Source organism: Streptomyces sp. NPDC030296, from assembly GCF_055572815.1.
The window spans coordinates 59,826-83,695 of sequence record NZ_JBVICQ010000010.1; the positions used below are offsets into that span (position 1 = coordinate 59,826).

Genomic DNA, 23,870 nt, shown 5'->3' on the forward strand with positions numbered 1-23,870 from the left:
CCCCTCAGGCTCCGCGCCTCCCGTGCCGGCCGGGGCGCCGGTGCGGCGGCTGGTCCGGTGGCGGACCGGCCGGTCGTGCTGCCGGGATGTCCAGCCGCCGGGGTTTCTCCCCGTCGAGGGTGACCGGCTCGCCGTGGTGGCGGATGGTCAGGGAGTCACCGCCGACCAGCTCGTACGTGGCATGGCGGGGTTTGATCTCGACGCGCAGGCAGGTGTCCCGCAGTCCGAGGCTGAAGGCGAGCCTGCTCAGCCGCTCGGGGAGCCGGGGCGCGAAGTCGACGACCGGCCCCTGGTGGCGCATGCCGCCGAAGCCCGCGACGAGCGCCGTCCAGGTACCGGCGAGGGAGGCGATGTGCAGTCCGTCGCGGGTGTTGTTCTCCAGGTCCCGCAGATCCATCATCGCCGCCTCGGTCAGATAGTCGTAGGCCAGGTCGAGATGGCCGACCTGGGCGGCGATCACCGCCTGGCAGCAGGCGGAGAGGGAGGAGTCGCGGACCGTCAGCGGCTCGTAGTAGGCGAAGTCGCGGGCCACCTGCTCCTCGTCGAAGCGGTCCCCGCACTTGTACAGGGCGAGGACCAGGTCGGCCTGTTTGACGACCTGTTTGCGGTAGAGGTCGAAGTACGGGAAGTGCAGCATCAGCGGGTACTGGTCGGCGCGGGTGCCGCGGAAGTCCCAGCGCTGGTGGCGGGTGAACCCGGCGTGCTGCTCGTGGACGCCCAGTTCCGGGTCGTAGGGGATGTGCATGGCGTGGGCGGCGTCCCGCCAGGCGGCACTCTCCTCGTCGTCCACGCCGAGCCGGTCGGCCCGCTCGGGGTGGCGTTCCGCGGCGTCCGCGGCGGCCAGGAGGTTCGCGCGGGCCATGAGGTTGGTGTACGTGTTGTCGTCGACCACGGCGCTGTACTCGTCCGGGCCGGTCACCCCGTCGATGTGGAACGCGCCGTGGGGGTCGTGGTGGCCGAGGGAGCGCCACAGCCGGGCCGTCTCCACGAGGAGTTCGAGGCCGGTGTCGCGTTCGAAGTCGGTGTCGCCGGTGACGAGGGTGTGGCGGACCACGGCGTCGGCGATGTCGGCGTTGACGTGGAACGCGGCCGTACCGGCGGGCCAGTACGCGGAGCCCTCCGAGCCGTCGATGGTCCGCCACGGGAACGCGGCCCCCTCGAGGCCCAGTTGGGCGGCCCGGTCGCGGGCGGCGGGAAGGGTGTTCTGCCGCCAGCGCAAGGCCTCGGTGACCGCGCCGGGCGCGGTGTAGGTGAGCAGGGGCAGTACGAAGGTCTCGGTGTCCCAGAAGGCGTGCCCGTCGTATCCGGAGCCGGTGAGGCCCTTGGCGGGCAGGGCCCGCTGTTCGGCGCGGGCGCCCGCCTGGAGGACGTGGAACAGGGCGAACCGCACGGCCTGCTGGATCTCCTCGTCGCCGTCGACCTCGACGTCCGCACGGGCCCAGAAGTCGTCCAGGTAGGCGCGCTGTTCGTCGACGAGGCCCTGCCAGCCGCCGTGCGCGGCGGCGGACAGCGCGGCGTCGACCTGGTCCGCGACGGCGGGCAGCGAGCGGGTGCCGGACCAGCCGTGGGCGACGAGCTTCTCCACGCGCAAGGTCTGGCCGGGCTCCAGGACGGTCGTCGCGGTGAGGCGGGCCACGTCGTCCCGGCTCTCGCCGCTGGTGCTGACGGAACCGGGAGCGGTGACGAGGTGGTCGGCGGCGGCGCCGACCCGCAGTCCGGTGCGCCGGGTGCGGTGGACGAGCCTCAGCCGGGGCCCGTCCGCGAAGTGCTCCTCGGGTTCCAGCGGTGACTCCAGGGCGACGGCGGCCCGGGGATCGCCGTCGCGTTCGGGGAGTTGCTCGTTGGCCACCAGCTCCGACTGGACGACGACGCGGGCCTGGCCGTCCACGGCCTCGACCTCGTAGGCGACGGCGGCGATCGCCCGCTGGGTGAGGGAGACGAGGCGGGTGGAGCGGACGCGGACGGTCGTCCCGGCCGGGGAGGTCCACTCGCAGGTGCGCCGCAGCACGCCCTCACGCAGGTCGAGGACGCGTTCGTGGGAGTGGAGGCGGCCGTAGCGCAGGTCGAAGGGCTCGTCGTCGACGAGCAGACGGATGATCTTGCCGTTGGTGACGTCGATGACGGTCTGCCCGGACTCCGGGTAGCCGTAGCCGGCCTCCGCGTACGGCAGCGGGTGCGTCTCGTGGACGCCGTTGAGGTAGCTGCCCGGCAGGCCGTGGGGTTCGCCCTCGTCGAGGTTGCCGCGCCAGCCGATGTGGCCGTTGGACAGAGCGAACACCGATTCGCTCTGCGGCAGGAGGTCGAGGTCGAGGTGCCGTTCGCGCAGGGCCCAGGGTGCGACGCCGTACGAGCGGTGGGTGATCACGCCCAGTCCCCCAGTTCCGTCAGGTCCGGTACGACGACGTCGGCGCCGTGGGCGCGCAGGGCGTCCGCCTGGCCGACGCGGTCGATGCCGACGACGTGCCCGAAGTGGCCCGCCCGTCCGGCGTCCATGCCGGCGAGGGCGTCCTCGAAGACGGCGGCGTCGGCGGGTTGGACCCCGAGGTCGCGGGCGGCGGCGAGGAAGGTGTCCGGGGCCGGCTTGCCGGGCAGGCCGCGCTCGGCGGCGACCACGCCGTCGATCCGCACGTCGAAGAGGTGCTCGGCGCCGATGGAGCGCAGGACGTCACGGCAGTTGGCGCTGGAGGAGACGACCGCGGTCAGCAGCCCCCGGGCGCGGGCCTGCTCGACGTAGCGCAGGGTGCCGTCGTAGGCCTCGACGCCGTCGGTGCGGATGAGGTGGAGGAGCAGGTCGTTCTTGCGGTTGCCGAGGCCGTGCACGGTGGCCGCGTCCGGCGGGTCGTCGGGACCGCCCTCGGGCAGCTGGATGCCGCGGGAAGCCAGGAAGGTGCGGACGCCGTCGGCGCGGGGGCGGCCGTCCACGTACTCGTCGTAGTCCTTGCCGCGGTCGAAGGGGCGGAAGGAGTCGCCGTCGTGGCGGCGCAGGAACTCGTCGAACGCCTGCTTCCAGGCGGCGGCGTGCACCACGGCGGTCCGGGTGATGACGCCGTCGAGGTCGAAGAGGCAGGCCCGGACGTGCCGGGGAAGGCCCAGGTCCGTCGGTTCGGTGGTCTCTGTCATGGAAGGGGGGTGCCCCGTGCGGCGGGAGTCAGTGGGCGAAGATCGCGGATTTCGTCAGCGGCGCCGAACGCGGCTGCCGCTGTGGGCGCGGCCGAGGGCGTGGAGGTGTTCCAGGGCGTCCAGGACGACGGTGCGGTCGTACCAGGCGAGCCATGCGCCGGCCTCGTCACCGACCACGGTCAGGGCCTTGAGCTGAGCACGGGTCAGTTCCTGGAGGGGGCGTTCGAGATGGGCCGAGACCATGCCCACGCAGAGCCCGGACGCGGCGGTCAGGGGCACGCTGTGGCAGGCGCGGCTGCCCGCCAGGAGGATCGCCTGCCGGGCGTCCTCGGTGAACACCGGGTGCGTCGCCACGTCCCGGACGGTCACCTGGGTGATGTCGCGGGCGGCCAGCGCGCAGGAGGTGCCCTCCTCGCCGACGAACGCGAAGAAGTCGACGAAGTCGTCGGTGAGGCCCGTGTGCCGTTCGATGCGCAGTCCGCGCTCGGCGCGGTCGGCGATCTGGACGTTGCCCATGTCGGTGCCGACGACCGCGAGGGTCTGGCTGAGCACGGCGGTCAGCACCTCGCTCCGGTTGCCGCGTCCGGTACGGCGGTCGCCTCCCTCCGTGAAGGTGAGGGAGGGCTCCGCGCGCCGGGCCCGGCCGGGGAACCACAGGGTGCCGCGCCCCTCGGGTCTCGGCGCGCTCACGGCGGCCTCGGCGAGGGTGCGCAGCTTGACGTTGTACTGCTGCGAGGCGCGCTGGAGCAGGGCGAACGCGGTCTCCCCGTCGGGCAGCGCGTAGCGTTCCCGCAGCATGCCCTGGGCCTGGGCGATCAGGGGGCGGCTCGCCATCCTGGTGCGCAGTTGCCGGACCTCCGCCCGCAGCCGCGCCACTTCCTCCCGCATCGCCTCGACGTCGCCCACCGACCCCGGCTCGCGCTCCTCCTCCACGGTCACCTTCCACTCCCCTGTCACGCTCGCCAACAGCATCGCTCGCCTGCCCCGTCCGGACCGGGACAATCCGAATTGGTCTACCGTCGTCCGCATGTCCCTGACCTTCGACGACCTGCTGGAGCGGGCCGCCTCACTCGTCCGCCCCGGCCGCCGGGCCCTCCTGGGCATCACCGGCGGTCCGGGAGCCGGCAAGACCACCCTCGCCGAGCGACTGACCGGGGCGCTCAACGGCGACGGGGAGCCCTGGGTCGCCCATGTACCGATGGACGGCTTCCACCTCGCCGATGTGGAGCTGGACCGCCTGGGCCGCCGGGACCGCAAGGGCGCGCCGGACACGTTCGACGCGGCCGGGTACGCGGCCCTGCTGCGGCGGCTGCGGGACGACGAGCAGGACCTGGTGTACGCGCCGGGCTTCGAGCGGACGCTGGAGCAGCCGCTGGCCGGGGCGATCCCCGTGCCGCCCGCCGCCCGTCTGGTGGTGACGGAGGGGAACTACCTGCTGCTGGAGGAGGGGGCCTGGGCCCGCGTACGGGCCCGGCTGGACGAGGTCTGGTTCTGCGCGCTCGACGAGACCGAACGCGTACGGCGCCTCGTCGCCCGGCACGAGGAGTTCGGCAAGGGGCACGACGAGGCGGTCGCGTGGGCGCTGGGCACGGACCAGCGCAACGCCGACCTGGTGGCGGCGACACGGGAGCGGGCGGACCTGGTGGTTCCGCCCGCTGCGATGCCGGCGTCCGGCGCGGCGGTGCGCTGAGAGGGGCGGGACGAGGGCGGCCCGCCGGGGTCAGGTACCGGCGGGTCGCCCCCGCGTTCGGGGCGTGCTCAGCCGCGCAGGGTGAGCAGCGGTTCGCCGTGTTCGTCGCCCGCCGGGTCGCCGATGACGGCGGTGAACGCGTCCGTGCGGACCGTGAGGCCGTCCGGGGTGTGGGCGAAGGACGCCCGGAAGGTGTCGCCGGGTCCGTAGCGGACCGCGAAGACGTGCAGGTCGTCCGGGCCGCCCGGTACGGGGGTCGCCTCGACGGCCGTGGACGCCACCAGGTGGGACCAGCCCTCGTCGGGGCTGCCGTACCCGCGCGGGTCGGCGGCGAGGGTGAAGGCGGCCTGCTCCTGGGTGGTGTCGGCGCGGGCGTCGAAGTACTCCGGGCCCTCGGCGGTCGGGTGGGTCAGACGCAGGTCGCCCGCGGAGGCGACCTCGGCCTCGGCGATACGGCGCAGCCTGTCGCCGTCGTCCGACACGTACGGCAGGCCCGCGAGGAGGTACGGCTCGCCGGGGAGGCGTTCGACGGCGACCGTGGTCCACAGCCGGGTGCCGTCGGTGACGTACAGGGACCGCACGTGCCGCAGGACGTGGTCGCGGGTGACGACGGGCTTGGTGACGAGCTTGGCGGCCAGTGCGCCCGCCCGTACGTCGCGGACGCGGACCTCGCCCATGGGGCGGCACAGCAGGAAGCCGTCGACGACCGGGCCGAAGCCGTGCTGGCGGTTGACGGCGGCCGGCAGGAGGTACGTCCCGTCGGCCTCGATCAGTGACGGGGTCATCCGCGAGTCGAAGGCGACCGAGACGCCGCCCGCCCGCAGCTGGTGCCGGACGGGTTGCGTGGACGGTGTGCGGTGCCAGGGGGTGGTGTCCTGGATCTGCCAGACCAGCATCCATGCGAAGTGGCCGTCGACCCCGCCGTCCGGCTTGACCGCGTACCGGCCCCAGCTGGTGTCACCCCGGTAGCGGCCGAGGTCGGCGCCGACGCGGTGGCCGAAGTAGCGCAGGCCGAGCACGGACTCGAAGCCGGAGTGCTGCTCGCTGTAGCGGGGGCCGCCGAAGTCGAAGCCGCCGGTGGTGAGGCGGGCGTCGAGGTAGCGGGCGAGGGCCTCGCCGTCCTCGGCGAAGATCTCCGCGCCGCTCACCCGGTGGGCCTGGGCGAGGAAGGACAGGGAGATCGGACCGTAGTTGTTGTCGTAGGCGCCGCCGTGCTCCGGCGGCAGGAGCGCGCCCCGGTCGCGGACCCGGTGGGCGCGGATCTCGTCGGTGTACAGGGCGATCGCCCGCTCCCGGACCCGCTCGCCCTCCTCGGGGGGCAGGTGCCGGGCGAGCATCAGGCCGCCGACGACGCAGCCGATGGCCTGGTTGCCGGCCTCCTGCGGGTTGAAGAAGGTCGCCTCGGTCAGCCAGCGCCAGTGGCCGCGGGCCATGTCGCGCAGGGCGGCGGTCCGCTCGTCGTCGAGGAGGCCGTCGGCGAGGTCGAGCAGGTTGACGGCCTGGAGCAGCGACCACACCGTGCTCGGCCAGTCGCCGATGGGGTGGGCGCCCGCCTCCAGGACGTACCGGGCGTAGGGGAGGCCGGAGCCCCTGACCCTCAGGTTGGGGTAGCCGGGGTTGTCGTCGGTGTGGACGCGCTCGCGCAGGTGGAAGTCCGTGCTGCGGCGGACGGCCTCGGGGAGCCGGGGGTCCTTGGTGCGCTGCCAGGCGAGCGCCAGCAGGGAGGTGATGCCGAGGGAGGTGTCGCCGATGTCGTCGTCGCAGTCGGGGTGTTCGAGGTTGCCCTCGGGCGTGAGCCGGGCGAGGGCCTGCTCGGTGACGTCGGCGAGGACCTCGTCGTAGGCCTCGGGGGAGTCCGGGAGGTCGTGCAGCGAGCCGAGCTGGCGCGGGAGGTGCACGGGTGGACGCACGGGTGGATCAGCCCTTCGTACCGGAGGTGGCCATGGCGGGGGGCGGAGTCATGCGGCGGGGGCGTGCCGGTGGGCGCGCAGGGCGACGGTCAGGGTGTGCGGGCCGAGGCCACCGATGTACACGCGGTTCCCGGTCGTGGCGTCGGTGCCCCCGACCACGGTGTGGTCCTGACCCGGGTCGTACCGCAGGACGTCGCTCCGGTCGGGCCCGGCGAGCGGGCCGCCCGCCTCGACGGTGGCCTCGACCCGGATCTCGTCGTCGCCGGCCCGGTAGGTCATCGGCCCGGTGGTCAGGCACCAGCGTCCCTCGCCGAGCGGTACGGCGCCCTCTGGGGCGCAGCCCGGCCGGAAGGTCAGTTCGAGGGCCCAGGGCACCCGGGGGCCGCTGATGTCGATCCGCAGGTCGGCGCCGTCCTCCCGCAGGTCGACCTCGACGCGGGTCGTGTGGGTGACCTCGTCGCGGGGCCGGTCGGGGAACGCCATCGCGGCGGAGAAGCGGCCCTCGTCCACCAGCCGGTAGCCGCCGTCGTCGCGCCTGTCCCCCTTCGGGAGCGGCTGGTAGTAGGCGGCGGTGAGGGTCTCGGTGAGCCGGTACCGGTGGTCGGCGGCCTGTTCCATGGCGGCGGCGCGGAAGGGACCCAGGTCGAAGAACCCGCGGGACAGACGGACCGCGTCGAGGACGGCGTCGCCGGCGAACAGGCGCAGGAAGGTGGGGTTGCAGGCGAGGCCCGAGCGGACGCGCCGGTGCGCGGGCACGTCGGAGCCGCCGTACACCACGGTGTGCGCGGTGGCCGTCGCGCGTGCGGCGAGACCGGCGGTGGTGAGGTACCGGTGGCGCGGAAGGGTTTCCGCCGCCGGGTCCGGCAGGGTGCGGGCCAGGTCCGGGGTGAGGAGGGTCCGGGCGAGCAGGTCGGGGTCGTCGATGCCGCCGGCGGCCGCCAGGTGTGCGGCCCGGGCGAGGTCGCCGCGGCCGGTGCGGATCGCGAGCAGCCGGTAGTGCGGCAGGTAGGGCGCCAGTGGGAACGGGTGGTGCTGGTCCTGTCGTCGTGAGTGGACGGTCTCCACCGTGCCGTCGGGCCTGATCAGGTCCAGGGTCGTGGTGAGGTTGCGTTCGACGGCGTCCGACAGGTCGGCTCGGCCGAGGACGTCGGCGAGGAGCAGCAGCGACGGGTTGGAGACATGGGCCGCGTAGTTGGCGCTCCGTTCCGAGTACTGGCCGTCCGCGTCGATGTCGACGCCCTCGGCGAGCCACTCCTCGACGCGGTCGAGGAGCCGCTGGTCGGGGAACGACCGGTGCAGCCGGGCGAGCGCCGCGCACAGTTCCCAGCGGTGGTTGGGGGTGTGCACCCCTCCGGTCAGGAGGCTTTCCGTGGCGGCGCCGGCGATCTCGGCGAGCGCCGCCGTGACGTCGTGCAGGTCCGGTCCCGCCCCGGCGGCGAGGACGTGCGCGTCGCACACGTCGTTGACGGTGAACGCGGAGTCCGGTGGTGACTGCACGTTGTCGCCGCCGGCGAAGAGGCCGGTGGTGGTCTGCGCGGCCCGCAGGGCGGCGAGGTGGGTCGTCGCGGCGGCGACGGCCCGCTCGCTGCCGTGGAGTGCCGAATCCGGGGAACGGTACGCCGCGACCAGGGTCTTCACCCGGCGGGCGAGTGCCCGGTGGGGCTCACCGGCGGGCTCCTCGTCGGGGCGGGCCGCGAGCGGGGCGGCCCACCGGTCGGCGGCACGGGCCGCCGCGCGGAGGAACTCGTGGTCGAGCGGGGTGGGCAAGGTCAGTCCTTCAGTCCGGCGTTGATGTCGGCGTTCATGACGTAGCGCTGGAACACCAGGAAGACGACGATCAGCGGGATCATGGAGATGACCGAGGCGCCGAGCAGGACCGACCAGTTGATGTTCTGCGCGCCGACGATGCTCTGGATACCGATCTGCACGGTGAACTTGTTGGGGTCGTTGAGCATCAACAGCGGCCAGATGTAGTCGTTCCACCGCCACTGGAAGGACAGGATGGCGAGGGTGAGCATGATGGGCCGGGACAGCGGCACCATGATCCGCACGAAGATCGACAGCTCCCGCGCTCCGTCGATGCGTGCGGCTTCCACGAGTTCGTCGGGGACCGTCAGGAAGAACTGGCGGAACATGAAGCATCCGGTCGCGGTCAGCACGGCCGGGAGGATGATGCCGGCGAACGAGTTGTAGAGGCCCAGGTCGCGGACGACCAGGAACGACGGGGCGAGCATGACCTCACCCGGCAGCATGGTGGTCGCGAGGATGCAGATGAAGAAGGCCTTGAGCCATCGGTTGTCGTACTTGGCGAGCGCGTACCCCGTGCAGCAGCTGACACCCACCGTGAGGATCGTCGTGATCACGCACACGATGGTCGTGTTGATGAAGTACTGGGAGAAGTTGGCACTGCGCCACGCCGTCATGTAGCCGGACAGGGTGGGGTCGTGCGGCACCAGCGACAGCGGATAGGAGAACAGGTCGCTGGCCGGCTTGAGGGAGCTGAGGATGAACCACAGCACCGGCAACCCGTACAGGCACGCCATGATCCACAGCAGTGTCGTCGCGGGCACCGCCCGCCGCAGCCCACCGGTGGCCGGCTTGCGCGGCCCCGTCCTGGAGACGGCCCGTCCGGGCCCGGCGTCGACCGGGCGCGGGATGTCTGTGGTTGTCATCGGTTCTCCATCCGCCGGTTGACGATCAGCTGGATGATCGCGACGGCCATCAGGATGAGCATGAGCACGAAGGAAGCGGCGCTCGCGTAGCCGATCTGGCCCCGCTTGAAGCCGGTCTCGTAGATGTACTGGACGAGCAGGTTGTTCGACGTGCCGGGTCCGCCGTTGTTGAGGGCGACGAACACCGGGTACTCCTTCATCGCGTTGATCGTGTTGAGCAGGATCACGATGAACGAGGTGGGCGCGATGCTCGGCAGGGTGATGCTGAAGAACTGGCGCCACGGGCCGGCGCCGTCGAGCGAGGCCGCCTCGTAGTACGACACCGGCACGTTCTTGATCGCGGCGATGAACAGCAGCATCGTGAAGCCCGTCCAGGTCCAGGACGCCGCCATCACCACCACGAGCAGCGACAGGTCCGCGTTCGACTGCCACGGGACGGCACTGCCGCCCAGCTCGCCGATGACGTAGTTGACCAGTCCGAAGTTCTCACCGAACAGCCACCGCCACAGGACGCCCACGACGATGGGCGACAGCAGCCACGGGATGAAGAAGATGACGCGGGCGACCGACGTGCCCTTGGCGTGCTTGCTCACCACCAGGTTGGCGGCGAGCAGCGAGAGAGCGAAGTTCAGCGGGACGAAGAGAACGGTGTACAGCAGCGTCCGGGTCAGCGCGTGGTAGAAGGTGGAGTCCCCGACCAGGTTCCTGTAGTTCTCCAGTCCCGTGAACTGGGGAACCCCCACACCCGTGTAGTTGGTGAACGAGTAGACGAGCCCGATGACCGCCGGCCAGACGAAGAACAGCGCGAAGAGGACGACATTGGCCGCGATGAGGACGAGCGGCGCGAGGGTGTACTTGCTGCGTCTCCTGGGCGGGCTCACGGACACGGTTGAGGCGTCCGAGGCGCGTTTTGTCATGTTCCTGACTCCGTGCTGGTGGATGGGGTTCCGGTGGGCCCAGGCCATGAGCCCGGCATCACGCGGGGCCCGACGGCCCCAGGGCGGCGGTGTCCCGCTCCCGCCGCCCGGGGCCGTCGGCCCGCGTCAGCCGCCGACCTGCTGGTTGTAGCCGGCCACGATGTTCTCCAGGGCCTTGTCGGCCGACTGCTGGCCGTTGATCGCCTTGCCGAGCTCCGTCTTGGTCGGGTCCTCGGTGAGGCTCTTGCCGTTCAGCACCCACTGCGTCTGCGCGCCGTTGAAGTAGCCGGAGATGGGGTCGTAGAGCGGGATGGACTCGTTGTACAGCTTGAACGCCGCCTGCGCCGCCTCGGACTTGAAGGGGTACTTCGGGTTCAGACCGCTCTCGACCGGCAGGAAGCCGGAAGCCTCGCACAGCGCACGGTAGTTGTCCGGCTCGTACAGATAGGACAGGAACTTCTTGGCGGCGGCGGCCGCGTCGGCGTTGTTGTTGAACCCGACGATGTTGCCACCGGCGTTCACGTCACTGGCCTGCACCGGCTGAGCCGGGGTCGGGACGCTCGCCCACTCGAACTTCTTGATGCTCTCCGCGAAGGCGGGGACCTGCCACACACCGGACCAGTAGGCGACGACGTCACCGCTCTGGAACATGGCCGACGGGTCGGCGCCGCTGGTCCACACCGACTTCGGCATGGTCTTGTCGTCGTTCCAGCCGACGAAGGTGTTCACGGCCTTCTTGGTCGCCGCGTCCACCGAGAACTTGCCGGAGTCGTCCGCGTGGACGTACTTGCCGCCCATCTCGTACACCATGGCGCGCAGCCGGGACGGCGACTGGTCGAAGGTCAGGGAGTACTTGGCCTTGGTCTTCTCGCGGACCTTGTTCGCCGCCTTGATGAACTCGGTCCAGGTCCAGGTCTTCTCGGGCGAGGTCGGGAAGGAGACGCCGGCCTTCTCGAAGAGGGACTTGTTGATGAACATGCCGGACGCGGTGACGTCCGAGGGGATGGACAGCACCTTCCCCGACTTGTCCTTCGCGAGGAAGTTGGCGTTGATGTTGTTGCTCTTCTTGCCGGCGATGGAGCTGAGGTCTATCAGCTTGTTCGACCAGATCGGGTCCAGCGCCGGGACGGCCGCCACGTCGGGCAGGGAGTTCGCCTGCGCGGCGTTGTGCAGCTTGGTCGTGTAGCCGTCGTAGGGGATGTTGACGAGCTTGACCTTGACGCCCGTCTCCTTCTCGTACTGCGCCACCATCTTCTTCCAGCCCGCGTCCTGCCCCGGAACCGTGGAGATCCAGAACGTCAGCGACTTGGAGGTCCCGCCCGATTCGGATCCCCCGCCGCAGGCCGAGAGCAGCAGGCCGCCCGCCGTGGCGACGGCAGCGAGGGGAACCAGGCGGCGCATACCGCCGCGGCCGAGTCGGCGGGAGCGCCGCACACCCACAGTGATCATCTTCGTTCCCTTTTTCGTCGTAGGGGACAGAGCACGGCGCCGACCGAGGCGGCACAGGTGCAGTTTGCAGGTGAAGTCGCTTTCCGGGGGCGCGGCCTCGCCCGGCCGCGTCGTCCACGCGGAGCGGTATCCCCGGCCGCTGTGGCCGTCACCGCACGGGCACGCCCTCGTGCGGTTGCCGTACGTCTCGTACGGGCTGGGAGACTCGCCCCAAGCCGGCGTTCCCGGCCGACTTAGAAAGCGCTTGTCCGGACATTGGCAGATGTCCATGGAGTCCGTCAATCCTCCACTCGCACCCCTCCGGTCACGGTTTGGATTCCTCGGGCCACGGCCAGCCGACTGGCCCCCACGACGGTGCCACTTTCACCCAGCGCGCTGCTCACCACCTCGGTGGGCCAGCTGAGCCGGGCCAGCTCGGCCCGCACACCGGGCAGGAGCTGCGGGTTCGACCCGACGGCGCCGCCCAGGACGATCAGGCCGGGGTCGAGCACGGCCGTGGCCGCGGCGGCGAGCCGGCCCACGTCGGCGGCGTGCCGCCCCACCACCTCGCACGCCCTGGGGTGACCCTCGTCGGCCAGGGCGAACAGCCGCTCGGCGGTGCTCGGACAGGGCCCGTCGGCGTCCTGCCAGGCGCCCGCCGCCCGCCGGAGCAGGGAACCCGCCCCGAGGTGCGCCTCCAGGCCCTCGTGGCGCGGTTCCCGGTCCGCGTCCCACGGGTAGGGCAGCCGGGCCACCTCACCGGCGGCGTGGTTCGCGCCGCGCAGCACCTGGCCGCCGATGACCACCCCGAGGCCGATGCCCACGCCGATCCGCAGGTAGCCGAAGGTTTCCCGGCCGCGGGCGGCACCCTCATGGAGCTCCGCGAGCGCCGCGCAGTTCACGTTGTTCTCGAGGTGGACCGGGACGCCGGGTGGCAGGGCGACGGACATGGCGTCGAAGACGGGGCCCGCCTTGGCGGTCGCCGGGCGCTCCCCGCCACCCTCCCTCCGGGTGGTCACGTCGCCGACCGCCACCACGACGGCCCGCAGCGGGGCGCCCGGCGGCAGCTCGGCGAGGGCCCCGCTCACCACCGCCGCGGCGTCGGGCCGGGAGCCGGCGCCCTCGGCGAGCAGGGTGCCGTCGAGAGCGCAGCCGCGTACCCGGGTGCGGCTCGGGCCCAGGTCGACGGCGAGCACGGCGCCGGCGGCGGGCCCGAGGCCGTAGACGGCGGCGGAGCGTCCGGTGCCGCCGGAGGCGGTGCCCGAGCAGGCGGCGAGTCCGGCCGCCTCCAGCTCGGCCACGGCGGACGAGACGGTCGGCTTGGACAGGCCCGCCCCGGCGGCCAGTTGGGGGCGGGTGGCGGTGCACGTGGTCGCCAGCACGGCGAACACGGTGCGGGCGCTCTCGCTCAGGTACATGGTCTCCCCAGTCGTGCCGCGGCGGTCCGCACGGGTCGTGCGGCATCCGGGTCCGAACCTCTTGACGCTCCCTAATTCGTTAGTTAATTTCCTAACGAAGTCAAGCGGTACTCGCCTGCCGCACCAGCAGAGGCCCGTCCCGGGGCTTCCCGAGCACCCCCCACAGACTTTTCTGTGTCCAGGCACGGTTCGCCCGCCGTCGCAGCGCCCATCGCAACGCAACGACGAGAGAGGCCTGCCGTGCAGGAGTTCAGACCCGCGGTCGGTATCGACGTGGGCGGCACCAAGACCCATCTCCGTGCTGCCACGGGGACGGAGACCGTCGCCGACCACGTCCGTACGAGCCGCGGCTGGCGACCGCACGACCCGGCGGCGGCCACCGAGTGGCTCGCCGCGCTGGTCGAGGAGGTGGTGCCCGCGCGGGTCCCGCCGGCTGCCGTGGCGGTCGGCGCGCACGCCTGCGAGACCCCCCGGCAGTGCGAGGAGATCCGCCTCGCGCTGGAGGCTCGGCTTCAGGTGCCGTGCCTGGTCGTGGGCGACGCCGAACTGCTCGTGCCCGCCGCCGGTCTCGACGAGGGCGCGGCGCTGGTCGCCGGCACCGGTTCGGTGGCGGTCGGGCGCCGTGCCGACGGCACGCCGGTGCAGGTCGGTGGCTGGGGTGCGGTCCTCGGGGACGAGGGCGGCGCGGCCGGCCTGGTCCGTGAGGCGGCCCGTGCCGTCTGGGCGGCGCACGACCGCGGCGAGGCCCCAGACCCGCTGGCCCGCCTGCTGATCGCCTCCTTCGACGTGCGCGAGGTCCCGGCGCTGGGCGCGGCCCTGGAGAGCGCCACGGACATGTCCGCCGAGTGGGGCCGGCACGCTCCCGTGGTGTTCGAGGCCGCCGAGCAGGGGTCCGTCCTCGCGCACCGGGTGATCGACGACGGGGGCCGCGCCCTCGCCTCGCTCGTCGAGCGGCTCGCCGCGCGCGGGGTCACCGTCGACGACGTGGTGGTCGCGGGCGGCACGATCCTGTCGCGGCCCGCCCTGTACTCGGCGTTCGCCGTCGCCCTGACCCACACACTCCCCCTCGCCCGGCCGCAGCCCCTCCAGGTGCCGCCGGTCGAGGGGGCGGTCGCGTTCGCGCGATCCCTCCTGCGGCCGGCCGGATCCTGATCACCGGCCCGCCGCCGACCGGACATGTGCCGGTCGTACGTCAGCTCCACGCTCAGCCCGCACGATCACCCCACGCGAAAGGAGCGGCATCTCCATGCCGTCATCTGCCGGGCACCACACGTTCAATCGGCGTCACTTCCTCAGGAACTCCCTCGGCGTCTCGGCCGGCCTCCTCGCCGCTCCGACCCTCGTGAACCTGTGGCAGGCTCCCGAGGCCAAGGCCGCCACCGCGTTCGCCGCGTTCGTCGACGACTACAGCACGAACATCACGTCGAACCGGACCCCTGAGACCAACGCCGTGGTCCGGGCGCTCGGCGGTTTCGCCGAGATCTGGAAGACCGGCGGCGCCTGGAACACCGGCACCCCGCTGCTGCCGGAGATCCTGCGCGCCAACATGCGCTACTGCGCGCGTCTGACCGGCCGCCGCACCGAGGCTCAGGCCCGTGAGGCCTTCGTCTACGACCGGCAGCACCAGAGCTACGCGATGATCGGCGCGCTCGGCCCGCTGGCGGAGCTGTACCGCTCGGGCGCCAAGGCGGTCACCTCGATCACCGCCGCCCCGGACGGCATACCGGCGACGAAGATCAACGACGCGGTGCCCGCCGACGCGCCCGCCGGCTCCGCGCTGGGCGCCGGCTCCCACGACTCCGACCTGGGCCTGGTGGCCAAGCTCGTCGACACCGTGCGCGGGGACTTCACCTCCAGCAACCCGGCCAAGTTGACGTTCCAGTACCCGCGCCCGTGGCGGATGAACGAGGACAGCGAGGTCGTCGACACCGGGCAGAAGGACGAGCTCGGGTTCCCGGTGTACGACTCCGACGTCGTCGTCGTGAAGCAGCTGCTGCGGCAGCGCAGCGAGGTCCCCGCCGAGGACGGCGGTTTCCCCAGCGGCCACACCAACGCCTTCCACCTGGCGGCCCTGGCCTACGCGTACGCGGTCCCGGAGCGCTTCCAGGAGATCATCACCCGCGCCTTCGAGCTGAGCCACACCCGGATCATGTCCGGCATGCACTCCACGGTCGACGTCATGGGCGGCCGGATCATGGCCACCGCGCTCGCCGCGGCCGTGCTGTACAAGCCGGAGAACACCGCGCTCAAGGCCGCCGCGCGCAAGCAGGCCGCCGAGTACTTCCAGGCGAGGACGGGCACGACGGCGGACACACTGTTCGCCTACGCGCACTCGGACCCCGACGACCGGTACGCCGACCGCGGGGCCAACGCACGTCTGGTCGAGCCCAAGCTGACGTACGTGCTGACCCGGCGGGGCCGTTCGCAGGGGCTGACCGTGCCCAAGGGCGCCGAGGTCCTGCTGGAGACGCGGCTGCCGTACCTCGACGCGGCGCAGCGTCGCGAGGTGCTGCGCACGACCGCGCTGCCGTCCGGGTATGTGCTGCTGGACGGCTGGGAGCAGTGGGGGCGGCTCAACCTGTTCGCGGCGGCGGACGGCTACGGGGCCTTCGACTCGGACGTCACCGTCACGCTGGACGCCGCGCTCGGTGGTTTCCACGGGGCCGACGCCTGGCGCAACGACATCGCGGGCCCGGGCGGCCTGGTCAAGCGGGGCGGCGGCACGCTCACGCTGACCGGTGCGAACCGGTACACGGGCGGCACCACGGTGCAGGCCGGTGTGCTCGCGGCGGGCTCGAAGGAGGCCCTCGGCCGGGGTGACGTGCGGGTGGAGGGCGGCGGCACGCTCAGCACGGGCGACCGCACGGTCCGGGTCCGCGGCGGGTACACGCAGGCCGGGGTCCTCGACGTGACGCTGGACCGGGGCGCCGACCCGGCCCTCGTGGTGGACGGGCGCGCGGTCCTGGAGCGGGGCAGCGAGTTGGTGGTCCGCTTCGACGCCGGGCAGCCGCCGCGTTCGGGCAGCACGGTGGCGGTGCTCGGGGCGCACTCCCTGCGGGGCCGGTTCTCCGAGGTGACCGTCGCCGTCGAGGGCTGGACGGCCGAGCAGGTCTGCACCGGCCACGGTGTGGCGGTGCGGCTGCGGCGGAAGTAGCACCTCACGAGCAGGAGGACCGCACGGCGGTGAGGAGGTAGGGGGCGGCGGCAGCCGCCCCCTACCGTCGTCTCAGGGGGCCGGCGGCAGCGCCTGTTCGGCCCAGATGGTCTTGCCGGCGCCGCTCGGGCGGCTGCCCCAGCGGTCGGTGAGCTGGGCGACGAGGAGCAGGCCGCGGCCGCCCTCGTCGAAGGTGCGGGCCCGGCGCAGATGGGGCGAGGTGCTGCTGGCGTCGGACACCTCGCAGATGAGGGTGCGGTCGCGGATGAGCCGCAGCTCGATGGGGGCGCCGCCGTAGCGCATGGCGTTGGTGACGAGTTCGCTGACGACGAGTTCGGTGACGAAGACGGCGTCCTCCAGGCCCCAGCGCACCAGTTGGTCGGTGGCGAGCTTGCGCGCGTCGGCGACGAGGGAGGGGTCGTCGGCGAAGTTCCAGACGGCCACCTGTTCGGCGTCGAGGGCGCGGGTGCGGGCCAGCAGCAGGGCCACGTCGTCGGCCGGGGTGTCCGGCAGGAGGTCCCCGAGCACGGTGTCGCAGGCGCGTTCCAGGCTGCCGAGCGGCCCGCCCAGGGAGGCGCGGAGGGCGGCGGTGCCGGTGTCGACGTCCCGGTCCCGTGCCTCCACGAGGCCGTCGGTGTAGAGGGCGAGGACCGAGCCCTCGGGCAGGTCCAGCTCCGTCGACTCGAAGGGCAGGCCGCCGACGCCCAGCATCGGTCCCGCCACCACGTCGATGACGTCCACCTGGCCGTCGGGCCGTACGACGACGGGCGGTACGTGGCCCGCCGAGGCGATCGAGCAGGTGCGGGCCACCGGGTCGTACACCGCGTACAGGCAGGTGGCGCCGATCTCCCCGCCGCCGCTGTCGTCGCCCGCCGCGAGGTGTTCCACGAGGTCGTCGAGGTGGGTGAGGAGTTCGTCGGGCGGCAGGTCGACGTCGGCGAGCGCCCACACGGCCGTGCGCAGCCGGCCCATGGTGACCGAGGCGGGGATGCCGTGTCCGACGACGTCCCCGACGACCAGGGCGACCCGGGTGCCGGACAGCGGGATCACGTCGAACCAGTCGCCGCCCACCCCGGCCTGCGACAGCGCGGGCAGACAGCGGGAGGCGAAGTCGACGGCCGCCTGGCCCGCCACCGCCCTCGGTAGCAGGCTGCGCTGGAGGGCGAGCGCGGTGGAGCGTTCCCGGGTGTACCGGCGGGCGTTGTCCACGCAGACGGCGGCCCGGCCGCACAGTTCCTCGGCGAGGATCATGTCGTCCTGGTCGAACGCGTCGGGGTGCTCGGGGGTGAGGCTGCGGACGAACACGGCGACGCCGAGCGTGGTACCGCGGGCGACGAGCGGTACGGCCATGAGGGACAGCTCGTGCTCCGTGGCGTCCCGGAGCTTGGCGGAGCGGGCGTCGTGCCGGGCGAACCAGGTGTCGAGGTCGTGGTCGCCGGTCCTGGCGAGGACGGGCTCGCCGCCGAGGAGGGCGCGGGCGGGCGGCGAGAAGGGCGGATAGAGGTCGGCGGAGCCCAGGCCGATCGCCGCCTCGGGGACGCCGGGCGTGGCGGAGTGGTGGGCGGCCCGGCGCAGTTCGACGCCCCCGTCGGCCGGGCCCGTCTCGGGTTCCTCGCCCTGGAGCACGGACTCCAGGAGGTCGACGCTGGCGAAGTCGGCGAGCCGGGGCACGATCAGTTCGGCGAGTTCGCGGGCGGTGCGGACCACGTCGAGCTTGGTGCCGATGGAACCGGCGGCCTCGTTCAGCAGGGCCAGGCGCTGGCGTGCCCAGTGCTGCTCACTGCTGTCGAACGCGGCGAGGGCGGTGCCGATGAGGGCTCCGGTGCGGTCCCGCACCGGCCACATCTCCAGGTTCCAGGCGTGCGTGCGGCGGCCGGACGGCGAACTGGTCCAGCTCTCGTAGTGGACCGGCCGGCCGGTCTCCACGACCATCTCCAGATGCCGCAGGAAGCCGCGGCTGTGGTCGGCGTCCTCCACGGTCTCCGAGTAGTGCCGGTGCCGGAACTCGGACTCCGGCCGGCCCATGGCCCGGCACGCCGCGTCGTTCATCCGCAGACAGCGCTGCCCCGTGTCGAAGACCGACATGGACATGGACGCCTGCTGGAAGGCCAGCTCGCCGAGGGCGCTCTCGGGCGGGTTCGGACTCGCGACCACGACGAACCCCCGTCGGCTGTCGGTCCCGCCCAGCAGGGGCACCAGCCGCACGGCCGTCCGCTGGGGCCGGCCGTCCCGGTACCGCAGGGTCAGCAGTGTCTCGCCGTGCGCGAGCAGCGCCCGGCGGGCCGCCGTCGCGTCCCCTTCGACCAGGTGGGCCGCCGGCTGTCCGACGACGTCGTCGGCGGTGTACCCGGTGAGCCGGCGCGCGCCCTCGCTCCAGTCCGAGACGAGGCCGTCGGCGTCGACCACCGCCATCGCCTCGTCGGCCGTGGCCGCCCGCCGAGCACCGGACGCCTTCGTCACCATATGGCCAGGATGGTCCGATCGTGGCGGGGCAACAACCCGGATGGGCCGGGGCCAGAGGGCCCGGAACCGCCGCGCGGCGGGCGCCGCCCGGCGGTTCCGGTACGCGGGATGGTTCCGGCGCGTGCGGCGGACCCTGTGTCGAGCGGCGGTTCCGGTGACGAAGGGCGGTTCCGTTTCCGGCGGGCGTTCCTAGGCCGTGGTGCGGGATTCGAGGTCCTTGCGGGTGTCGTCGCCGTACACGCCGGTCTCGTCCCCGCGGATGCCGTACCAGAGCTGGAACCGGGCGACGGCCTCTCTGAGGACGACGTCGTACTCGCCCGAGGTGGGGCCGTCGTCGTACACGTTGGGGATGCGCCGCAGGCGCTGCTGGAGTTCGGAGACCTCGGGGCCGCTGTCGCCCTCGCGGAGGGTGCCGGGCCCGTCGGGGTCGGCGGCGGCGTCACGGGCCGGGGCGGAGGGCGTGGGCGCGTCCTCGGCCGGTGCCGACGGGGTGGGGTTGGCCGGGCGGGCCTCCGGCCGGGTCTCACCGCCGGGGAGGAGGAGCGCGGCGCCGAAGCCCAGGAGGGCCGCCGCGCCGACGCCGACGACGACCGCCGCGCGTTTGAGGCCCGCTCCCCCGCCGGGTGTCGGGCGTCTCCTCGGCCGTCGCTCGGCGCGCGGGGCGGCGCCGGTGGCGAAGTCCTCGCCGACCCGCACCGGCGGGAGTTCCTCGGTCTCGTACTCGTCCGTCCGGGGCAGGATGCGCTCGGGGTCCGGTGCCGTCGGCCGGTCCGGGGCGGGTGGGGGCGGGACGGCGACGGTCTCGTACTCCTCCTTGGGGGCCGTCGTCCCCTTGTACAGCTCGAACTCACGCAGCAGTTCCGCCAGGGCCTCGGTCCGGCGGCGTCGCATCACGTATGTGGGTTCGATCGTGGGACGCTTCGTCGTCTGCCCTGGTTCGGGCGGCATCGACACGCTGTTCTCCTTCCGTGCGAGCGGTCTCCCGCCATCCCCGTGAGGAGATACGGGAGGACCGGGCGGAGGGTTCAGCTCATCCGCCGCTCGGCGTCGCGGCCGGGAGCACGGCGACGACCTCCCAGCCGGGCCCGTCGGTGCGGCCGCGGGCCCCGCAGGGAGCCAGAGGTCAGGCGTCAGGCGTCAGGGTCACGCGGATGCCGACGGTGCCGTCCGTGCCCCGGCGGAGCCGGCTGCCCAGGAGGGTGAGGCGGCCGAGGATGCCGTACTTGCGGGCGATGAGCCGGCGGTAGGCGGCGGAGCCGGCCGCGTCGAGGATCTCGGCGCGGCCGGGGACGGACTCCCCGGTGGGGTTGCCGCGGACGTCGCAGGGGCCGACGGCGACATCGGCGCGGTTGCGGATCCGCTTGACCTTCCAGGAGTCGGCGACCGTCCAGACGCCGAGCGCGTCACCGTCCCGCACCACCCACACCGGGGTGGGGACGGCGGTGCCGTTCTTGCGGTAGGTGGTGATCAGCAGGTACTTGCCCGCGCCGAGCGCGTCGAGTGTGGTGTCGGCCATGGGCGGAGTGTAGGTGCACGGCCGCCGGTCGGACCGGCGGCCGTACCGCTAGGAGCGGCTCGCGAGGACGGGCGGCGTCAGTCGAGCAGGCCGTTGTAGTCCGGGAGCTTGAAGGTGCGCTCGGCGTGGCCGCCGACGAGGTCGGTGGTGTTGTTGCCGACGTTGGCGATGATCGTGTAGCCGTCGGACTCGATGTCCGCGCGCGAGGCGGTCTTGTAGGCGGAGACCTCGGCGAACAGGTCGGGCAGGTCACGGACGTACAGGCCGTCGACGGGGTAGCCGACGGACTTCAGGTTCCACTCGGTGATGCTCTCGATGATCCCCGGGCGGGCGGTGACGAAGAAGACGGCGACGCCGCGGGACTTGGCGTACTGGGCGAGCTGGAGGGAGGGCTTCAGCGCCGGGGTGGGCAGCTTGTACCAGGGCGTGTAGTGCGTCTCCAGCGTGGTGTTGTCGATGTCGAAGACGATGGCGAGCTTGCGCCCGGACGTGTTCGTGGTGCGCTGCTGCACATAGGGCGTCGCCGTGTCGACGACGGCCTTCACGTCCTTCTGCCAGGTGGCGTAGTCGACCTCGGCGGCCGCGGCCGCGGCCGCGCTCACCGCCGCCCGGCTCGGGGCGGCGGCCGCCGGCACCGCGGCGGTCAGCGAACCGCCCAGACTCAGGACGGCCACCGCGGCGACCGTCGTGACGCGGCGTCCCACACCGCTAGCTGTCATGTTCGTCCCCTTCGCATGTGAAAGCGGCGAGGTCGTTCGAACCGTCGCCGCACTCGTCATGGTCATGCCCATCAGTGGCCGGGAGACTACCCGAGAGTTACTGATTGGTAGAGGGGTCGCGACGATCAGAAAACCGCGGGCCCGGAGCGAGGACGGCATCCGGTCGCGGTGAAGATCGCAGAAGACTCGGCAAAGGCCAATCAACGGGTCTACATTGCCCGTTGACTCTGCTTGCGCCACAGAAGATCCAGGAGCTGATGCCGTGACCGACAACCCGGCAGCCTCGGACGACTTCCCCTCCTCCTCACTGAACAGCCGTATCGTCACCACCCGGCCGGTCGCGGCGCGGATCTGGAACTACTGGCTCGGCGGCAGGGACTACTACGAGGTCGACCGGAAAGCCGGGGACGAGATCAGCCGGATGCACCCGAGCATCCACGACTACGCCCGCGCCGACCGGCAGTTCCTGGGGCGGGCCGTGCGTCATCTGGCCGCCGACGTGGGCATCCGGCAGTTCCTGGACATCGGAGCGGGGCTGCCGACCGCGGACAACACCCATGAGGTCGCCCAGCGGATCGCTCCGGACGCGCGGGTCGTCTACGTCGACAACGACCCGCTGGTCCTGGTGCACGCCCGCGCCCTGCTGACCAGTTCGCCCGAGGGCAGCACGGACCATGTCGACGAGGACGTGCGCAATGTCGACTCGGTCCTCGAACACACCGCGCGGACCCTGGACCTGAGCCGGCCGGTCGCGCTGATGCTGCTCGACGTGATGGCGTTCGTAAGCGACGCCGAGGACCCATACGGCATCGTGCGCCGGCTGATGGACGCCCTGCCCGCGGGCAGCCATCTGGTGCTGTCGCACACCATCACGGGGCCGGGGTGGGCGGATGTCGACGCGGCGGCGGCCTGGTGGAACGTGCACGGCACGCCTCGGCTGACGCAGCGCACCCCGGAGGCGGTCACCCGCTTCTTCGACGGGCTGGACCTCCTCGAACCGGGCGTGGTGTCGTGCACGCGCTGGCGCCCGGAGAGCACGGGCGAGGACGCCGGGGAACCGGAGGAAGTGGCCATGTACTGCGGAGTGGGGGCCAAGCGGGGTTGACGATCGACCGGGTTGCCGACCGGTGAACACGCGCCCGTCGCCGCACGTATAAGGGAAGGGCGCTCAAGGACCGGACGCCCTCGCGGTGTTGACGCCGTGTCGTACGGGGTTCGGGAGCCAGGTAATGAGGCACGCACGACGACGAGTCGTGAAGCGAGTGGCACGGCTTGCGGCCGTGGGAGGACTGCTCTGCGGGGGCCTGATGGTCACCCAGGCGGCGATGGCGACCGAACCCACCACCTCGCCGCCCGCTACCCGCAGTTCGGTGCTGGCGGCCTCCGGCACGGGCACGGGCCTGGTGAGCAGACTCGGCTCCTCCCGTACGGCGGGCACCTGGATCGCCGACGACGGGCGCCCCGTCGTCGCGGTCACCGACGAGGAGGCGGCGGCCGAGGTGAAGGAGGCCGGCGCCCGCCCCAAGATGGTCCGCTACAGCGGCAAGGAGCTGAAGTCCGCCACCGCGGCCCTGCGGTCGGCGCCCCGTGTCCCGGGCACCTCCTGGGCCATCGACCCGGCGTCCAACGAGGTCGTGGTGCGCGCCGACAGCACGGTCTCCAAGGGCGACTGGGCCAAGCTGACGGACCTCGCCGAGGACATCGGTGGCTCGGTGCGGATGGAGCGCACCAAGGGCGCGTACACCATGCGGCTCAACGGCGCTCAGCCGATCTTCGGTACGGGTGGACGCTGTTCGATCGGCTTCAACGTCACCGACGGGGAGAACGCGTTCATGCTGACCGCCGGGCACTGCGGTCCGACGGGCTCGGTGTGGTTCTCCGACAACCAGGGCCGGGAGGAGATCGGCCGGACCGTCGAGACGAACTTCCCCGGTGGCGACTTCTCGCTGGTGCAGTACCTGAAGGACGCGCCGAGCAACACGAGCAACGTCATCGCCGTCGGCGACGGGCGCGGGGTGCGCATCACGGGTATCGGTGACGCGGCGATCGGCCAGCGGGTGTTCCGCAGCGGCAGTACGACCGGTTTCCGCAACGGTGAGGTGACCGGACTCGACGCGACGGTCAACTATCCGGAGGGCACGGTCTCCGGGCTCATCGAGACCACGGTGTGCGCGGAGCCCGGCGACAGCGGCGGCCCGCTGTTCTCGGAGGGGGTGGCCCTCGGCGTCACCTCGGGCGGCAACGGTGACTGCACCCAGGGCGGGACGACCTTCTTCCAGCCGCTGGGGGACGCCCTGGACGAGTTGAACGTCCAGCTGGCGGGTGTTCCGCAGGCCCAGGCCACCGCCGGTGCCGACGCGCCCTCCGACGACGCGGAGCAGGGGGCGTCCGCGCCGGGTGCCGTGGAGCCGGGGGCGGTGGGGCCGGTGGACGCGTCCGGTGCCGCGTCGAATCTGATCGACCGACTCGCCGACCCGCGCAATGTGGGTCCTGGCCTTCTGGTCGTCGCCGGGAGCATGGTCGCTCTGGCGGCGACCCGCTTCATCCGTACGGAACAGGACCGGCAGGCCTACCGCCGCCAGTATTCGCAGACGTGGGGCTGAGCGCCCCGTCACGATCGGCCACGAGTCAGCCGCGGCCGGGGGGAGCTACTGGGCCGCGGCCCATTCGAGGACGAGGCGCTCGTACTGGCTGCGCTGCTCCGTGTTCAATGTCCCGCCGCTCCGGAACCAGAGCGCCCGGATCTCCTCGTTGACCTCGGCGGCCGTGCGTACCGGTCTTTCCGCTCTTTCCAGGACGACATCAGGGGTAGTGGACATGATGTAAACCCTATGTCGTCACAGGTGAAGCCGATGTGAGTAAA

At 72.4% G+C, this 23,870-nt stretch carries 19 protein-coding genes; 5 read left to right on the plus strand and 14 right to left on the minus strand.

Features of this window, described 5'->3' with window-relative positions:
• Positions 1–4 precede the first annotated feature (4 nt).
• The 3 genes from ACZ4Z3_RS27590 to ACZ4Z3_RS27600 are packed head-to-tail and all read right to left on the minus strand — an operon-like array spanning position 5 to position 4,059.
• Positions 5–2,365 (minus strand): glycoside hydrolase family 65 protein, encoded by a 2,361-nt coding sequence (locus ACZ4Z3_RS27590; RefSeq protein ID WP_468503538.1) that lies wholly within the window; start codon positions 2,363–2,365, stop codon positions 5–7.
• Entirely contained in the window at positions 2,362–3,120 is a 759-nt protein-coding gene (locus tag ACZ4Z3_RS27595; protein ID WP_468503539.1) for an HAD family hydrolase, read from the minus strand. The genes ACZ4Z3_RS27590 and ACZ4Z3_RS27595 overlap by 4 nt, the downstream gene beginning before the upstream one ends.
• Positions 3,121–3,174: 54 nt before the next feature.
• Positions 3,175–4,059 (minus strand): ANTAR domain-containing protein, encoded by an 885-nt coding sequence (locus ACZ4Z3_RS27600; RefSeq protein WP_468503540.1) that lies wholly within the window; start codon positions 4,057–4,059, stop codon positions 3,175–3,177.
• An 88-nt stretch (positions 4,060–4,147) separates the two neighbouring features.
• On the opposite strand from ACZ4Z3_RS27600, the gene ACZ4Z3_RS27605 reads away from it, so the two are divergent.
• Positions 4,148–4,810: a nucleoside/nucleotide kinase family protein gene (locus ACZ4Z3_RS27605; protein WP_468503541.1), complete on the plus strand. Its 663-nt coding sequence runs from the start codon at positions 4,148–4,150 to the stop codon at positions 4,808–4,810.
• 68 nt (positions 4,811–4,878) lie between these two features.
• Here the strand turns inward: ACZ4Z3_RS27605 and ACZ4Z3_RS27610 are convergent, their stop codons facing one another.
• From ACZ4Z3_RS27610 to ACZ4Z3_RS27635, 6 genes are all read right to left on the minus strand, one after another.
• Entirely contained in the window at positions 4,879–6,708 is a 1,830-nt protein-coding gene (locus ACZ4Z3_RS27610; protein ID WP_468503808.1) for a hypothetical protein, read from the minus strand.
• A 60-nt stretch (positions 6,709–6,768) separates the two neighbouring features.
• A complete protein-coding gene (locus ACZ4Z3_RS27615) occupies positions 6,769–8,487 on the minus strand; it encodes a hypothetical protein (protein ID WP_468503542.1) in 1,719 nt (572 codons plus the stop codon).
• A gap of 2 nt (positions 8,488–8,489) precedes the next feature.
• Positions 8,490–9,392: a carbohydrate ABC transporter permease gene (locus tag ACZ4Z3_RS27620; RefSeq protein ID WP_468503543.1), complete on the minus strand. Its 903-nt coding sequence runs from the start codon at positions 9,390–9,392 to the stop codon at positions 8,490–8,492.
• Positions 9,389–10,309: a carbohydrate ABC transporter permease gene (locus ACZ4Z3_RS27625; RefSeq protein WP_468503544.1), complete on the minus strand. Its 921-nt coding sequence runs from the start codon at positions 10,307–10,309 to the stop codon at positions 9,389–9,391. Before ACZ4Z3_RS27625 ends, ACZ4Z3_RS27620 begins: the two co-directional genes overlap by 4 nt.
• 126 nt (positions 10,310–10,435) lie before the next feature.
• Complete coding sequence (locus ACZ4Z3_RS27630) at positions 10,436–11,758, minus strand: extracellular solute-binding protein (protein ID WP_468503545.1); 1,323 nt, start codon at positions 11,756–11,758, stop codon at positions 10,436–10,438.
• Between the two features lie 278 nt (positions 11,759–12,036).
• Positions 12,037–13,155, minus strand: a complete 1,119-nt coding sequence (locus ACZ4Z3_RS27635) for an ROK family protein (protein ID WP_468503546.1) — start codon at positions 13,153–13,155, stop codon at positions 12,037–12,039.
• 240 nt (positions 13,156–13,395) lie between these two features.
• Here ACZ4Z3_RS27635 and ACZ4Z3_RS27640 point away from each other — a divergent pair, with 240 nt between their 5' ends.
• Entirely contained in the window at positions 13,396–14,307 is a 912-nt protein-coding gene (locus ACZ4Z3_RS27640) for an N-acetylglucosamine kinase (RefSeq protein WP_468503547.1), read from the plus strand.
• Positions 14,308–14,401: 94 nt separating this feature from the next.
• The gene (locus ACZ4Z3_RS27645) at positions 14,402–16,309 is read left to right on the plus strand and encodes a phosphatase PAP2 family protein (RefSeq protein WP_468503548.1); all 1,908 of its coding nucleotides are present in this window, start codon (positions 14,402–14,404) and stop codon (positions 16,307–16,309) included.
• A gap of 72 nt (positions 16,310–16,381) precedes the next feature.
• Here the strand turns inward: ACZ4Z3_RS27645 and ACZ4Z3_RS27650 are convergent, their stop codons facing one another.
• The 4 genes from ACZ4Z3_RS27650 to ACZ4Z3_RS27665 all read right to left on the minus strand — a co-directional run bounded on the left by ACZ4Z3_RS27650 (position 16,382) and on the right by ACZ4Z3_RS27665 (position 21,007).
• Complete coding sequence (locus ACZ4Z3_RS27650) at positions 16,382–18,772, minus strand: SpoIIE family protein phosphatase (RefSeq protein ID WP_468503549.1); 2,391 nt, start codon at positions 18,770–18,772, stop codon at positions 16,382–16,384.
• Between the two features lie 189 nt (positions 18,773–18,961).
• Entirely contained in the window at positions 18,962–19,726 is a 765-nt protein-coding gene (locus ACZ4Z3_RS27655) for a peptidoglycan-binding domain-containing protein (RefSeq protein ID WP_468503550.1), read from the minus strand.
• 169 nt (positions 19,727–19,895) lie between these two features.
• Positions 19,896–20,288, minus strand: a complete 393-nt coding sequence (locus ACZ4Z3_RS27660) for a PPOX class F420-dependent oxidoreductase (RefSeq protein ID WP_468503551.1) — start codon at positions 20,286–20,288, stop codon at positions 19,896–19,898.
• Between the two features lie 77 nt (positions 20,289–20,365).
• Positions 20,366–21,007, minus strand: coding sequence for an HAD family acid phosphatase (locus tag ACZ4Z3_RS27665; protein WP_468503552.1), 642 nt, complete (start codon positions 21,005–21,007; stop codon positions 20,366–20,368).
• A 262-nt stretch (positions 21,008–21,269) separates the two neighbouring features.
• Here ACZ4Z3_RS27665 and ACZ4Z3_RS27670 point away from each other — a divergent pair, with 262 nt between their 5' ends.
• Positions 21,270–22,112, plus strand: coding sequence for an SAM-dependent methyltransferase (locus ACZ4Z3_RS27670; RefSeq protein WP_468503553.1), 843 nt, complete (start codon positions 21,270–21,272; stop codon positions 22,110–22,112).
• A 124-nt stretch (positions 22,113–22,236) separates the two neighbouring features.
• Entirely contained in the window at positions 22,237–23,610 is a 1,374-nt protein-coding gene (locus tag ACZ4Z3_RS27675; RefSeq protein WP_468503554.1) for a S1 family peptidase, read from the plus strand.
• A 45-nt stretch (positions 23,611–23,655) separates the two neighbouring features.
• Here the strand turns inward: ACZ4Z3_RS27675 and ACZ4Z3_RS27680 are convergent, their stop codons facing one another.
• Entirely contained in the window at positions 23,656–23,826 is a 171-nt protein-coding gene (locus ACZ4Z3_RS27680; protein WP_169797929.1) for a hypothetical protein, read from the minus strand.
• Positions 23,827–23,870 lie beyond the last annotated feature (44 nt).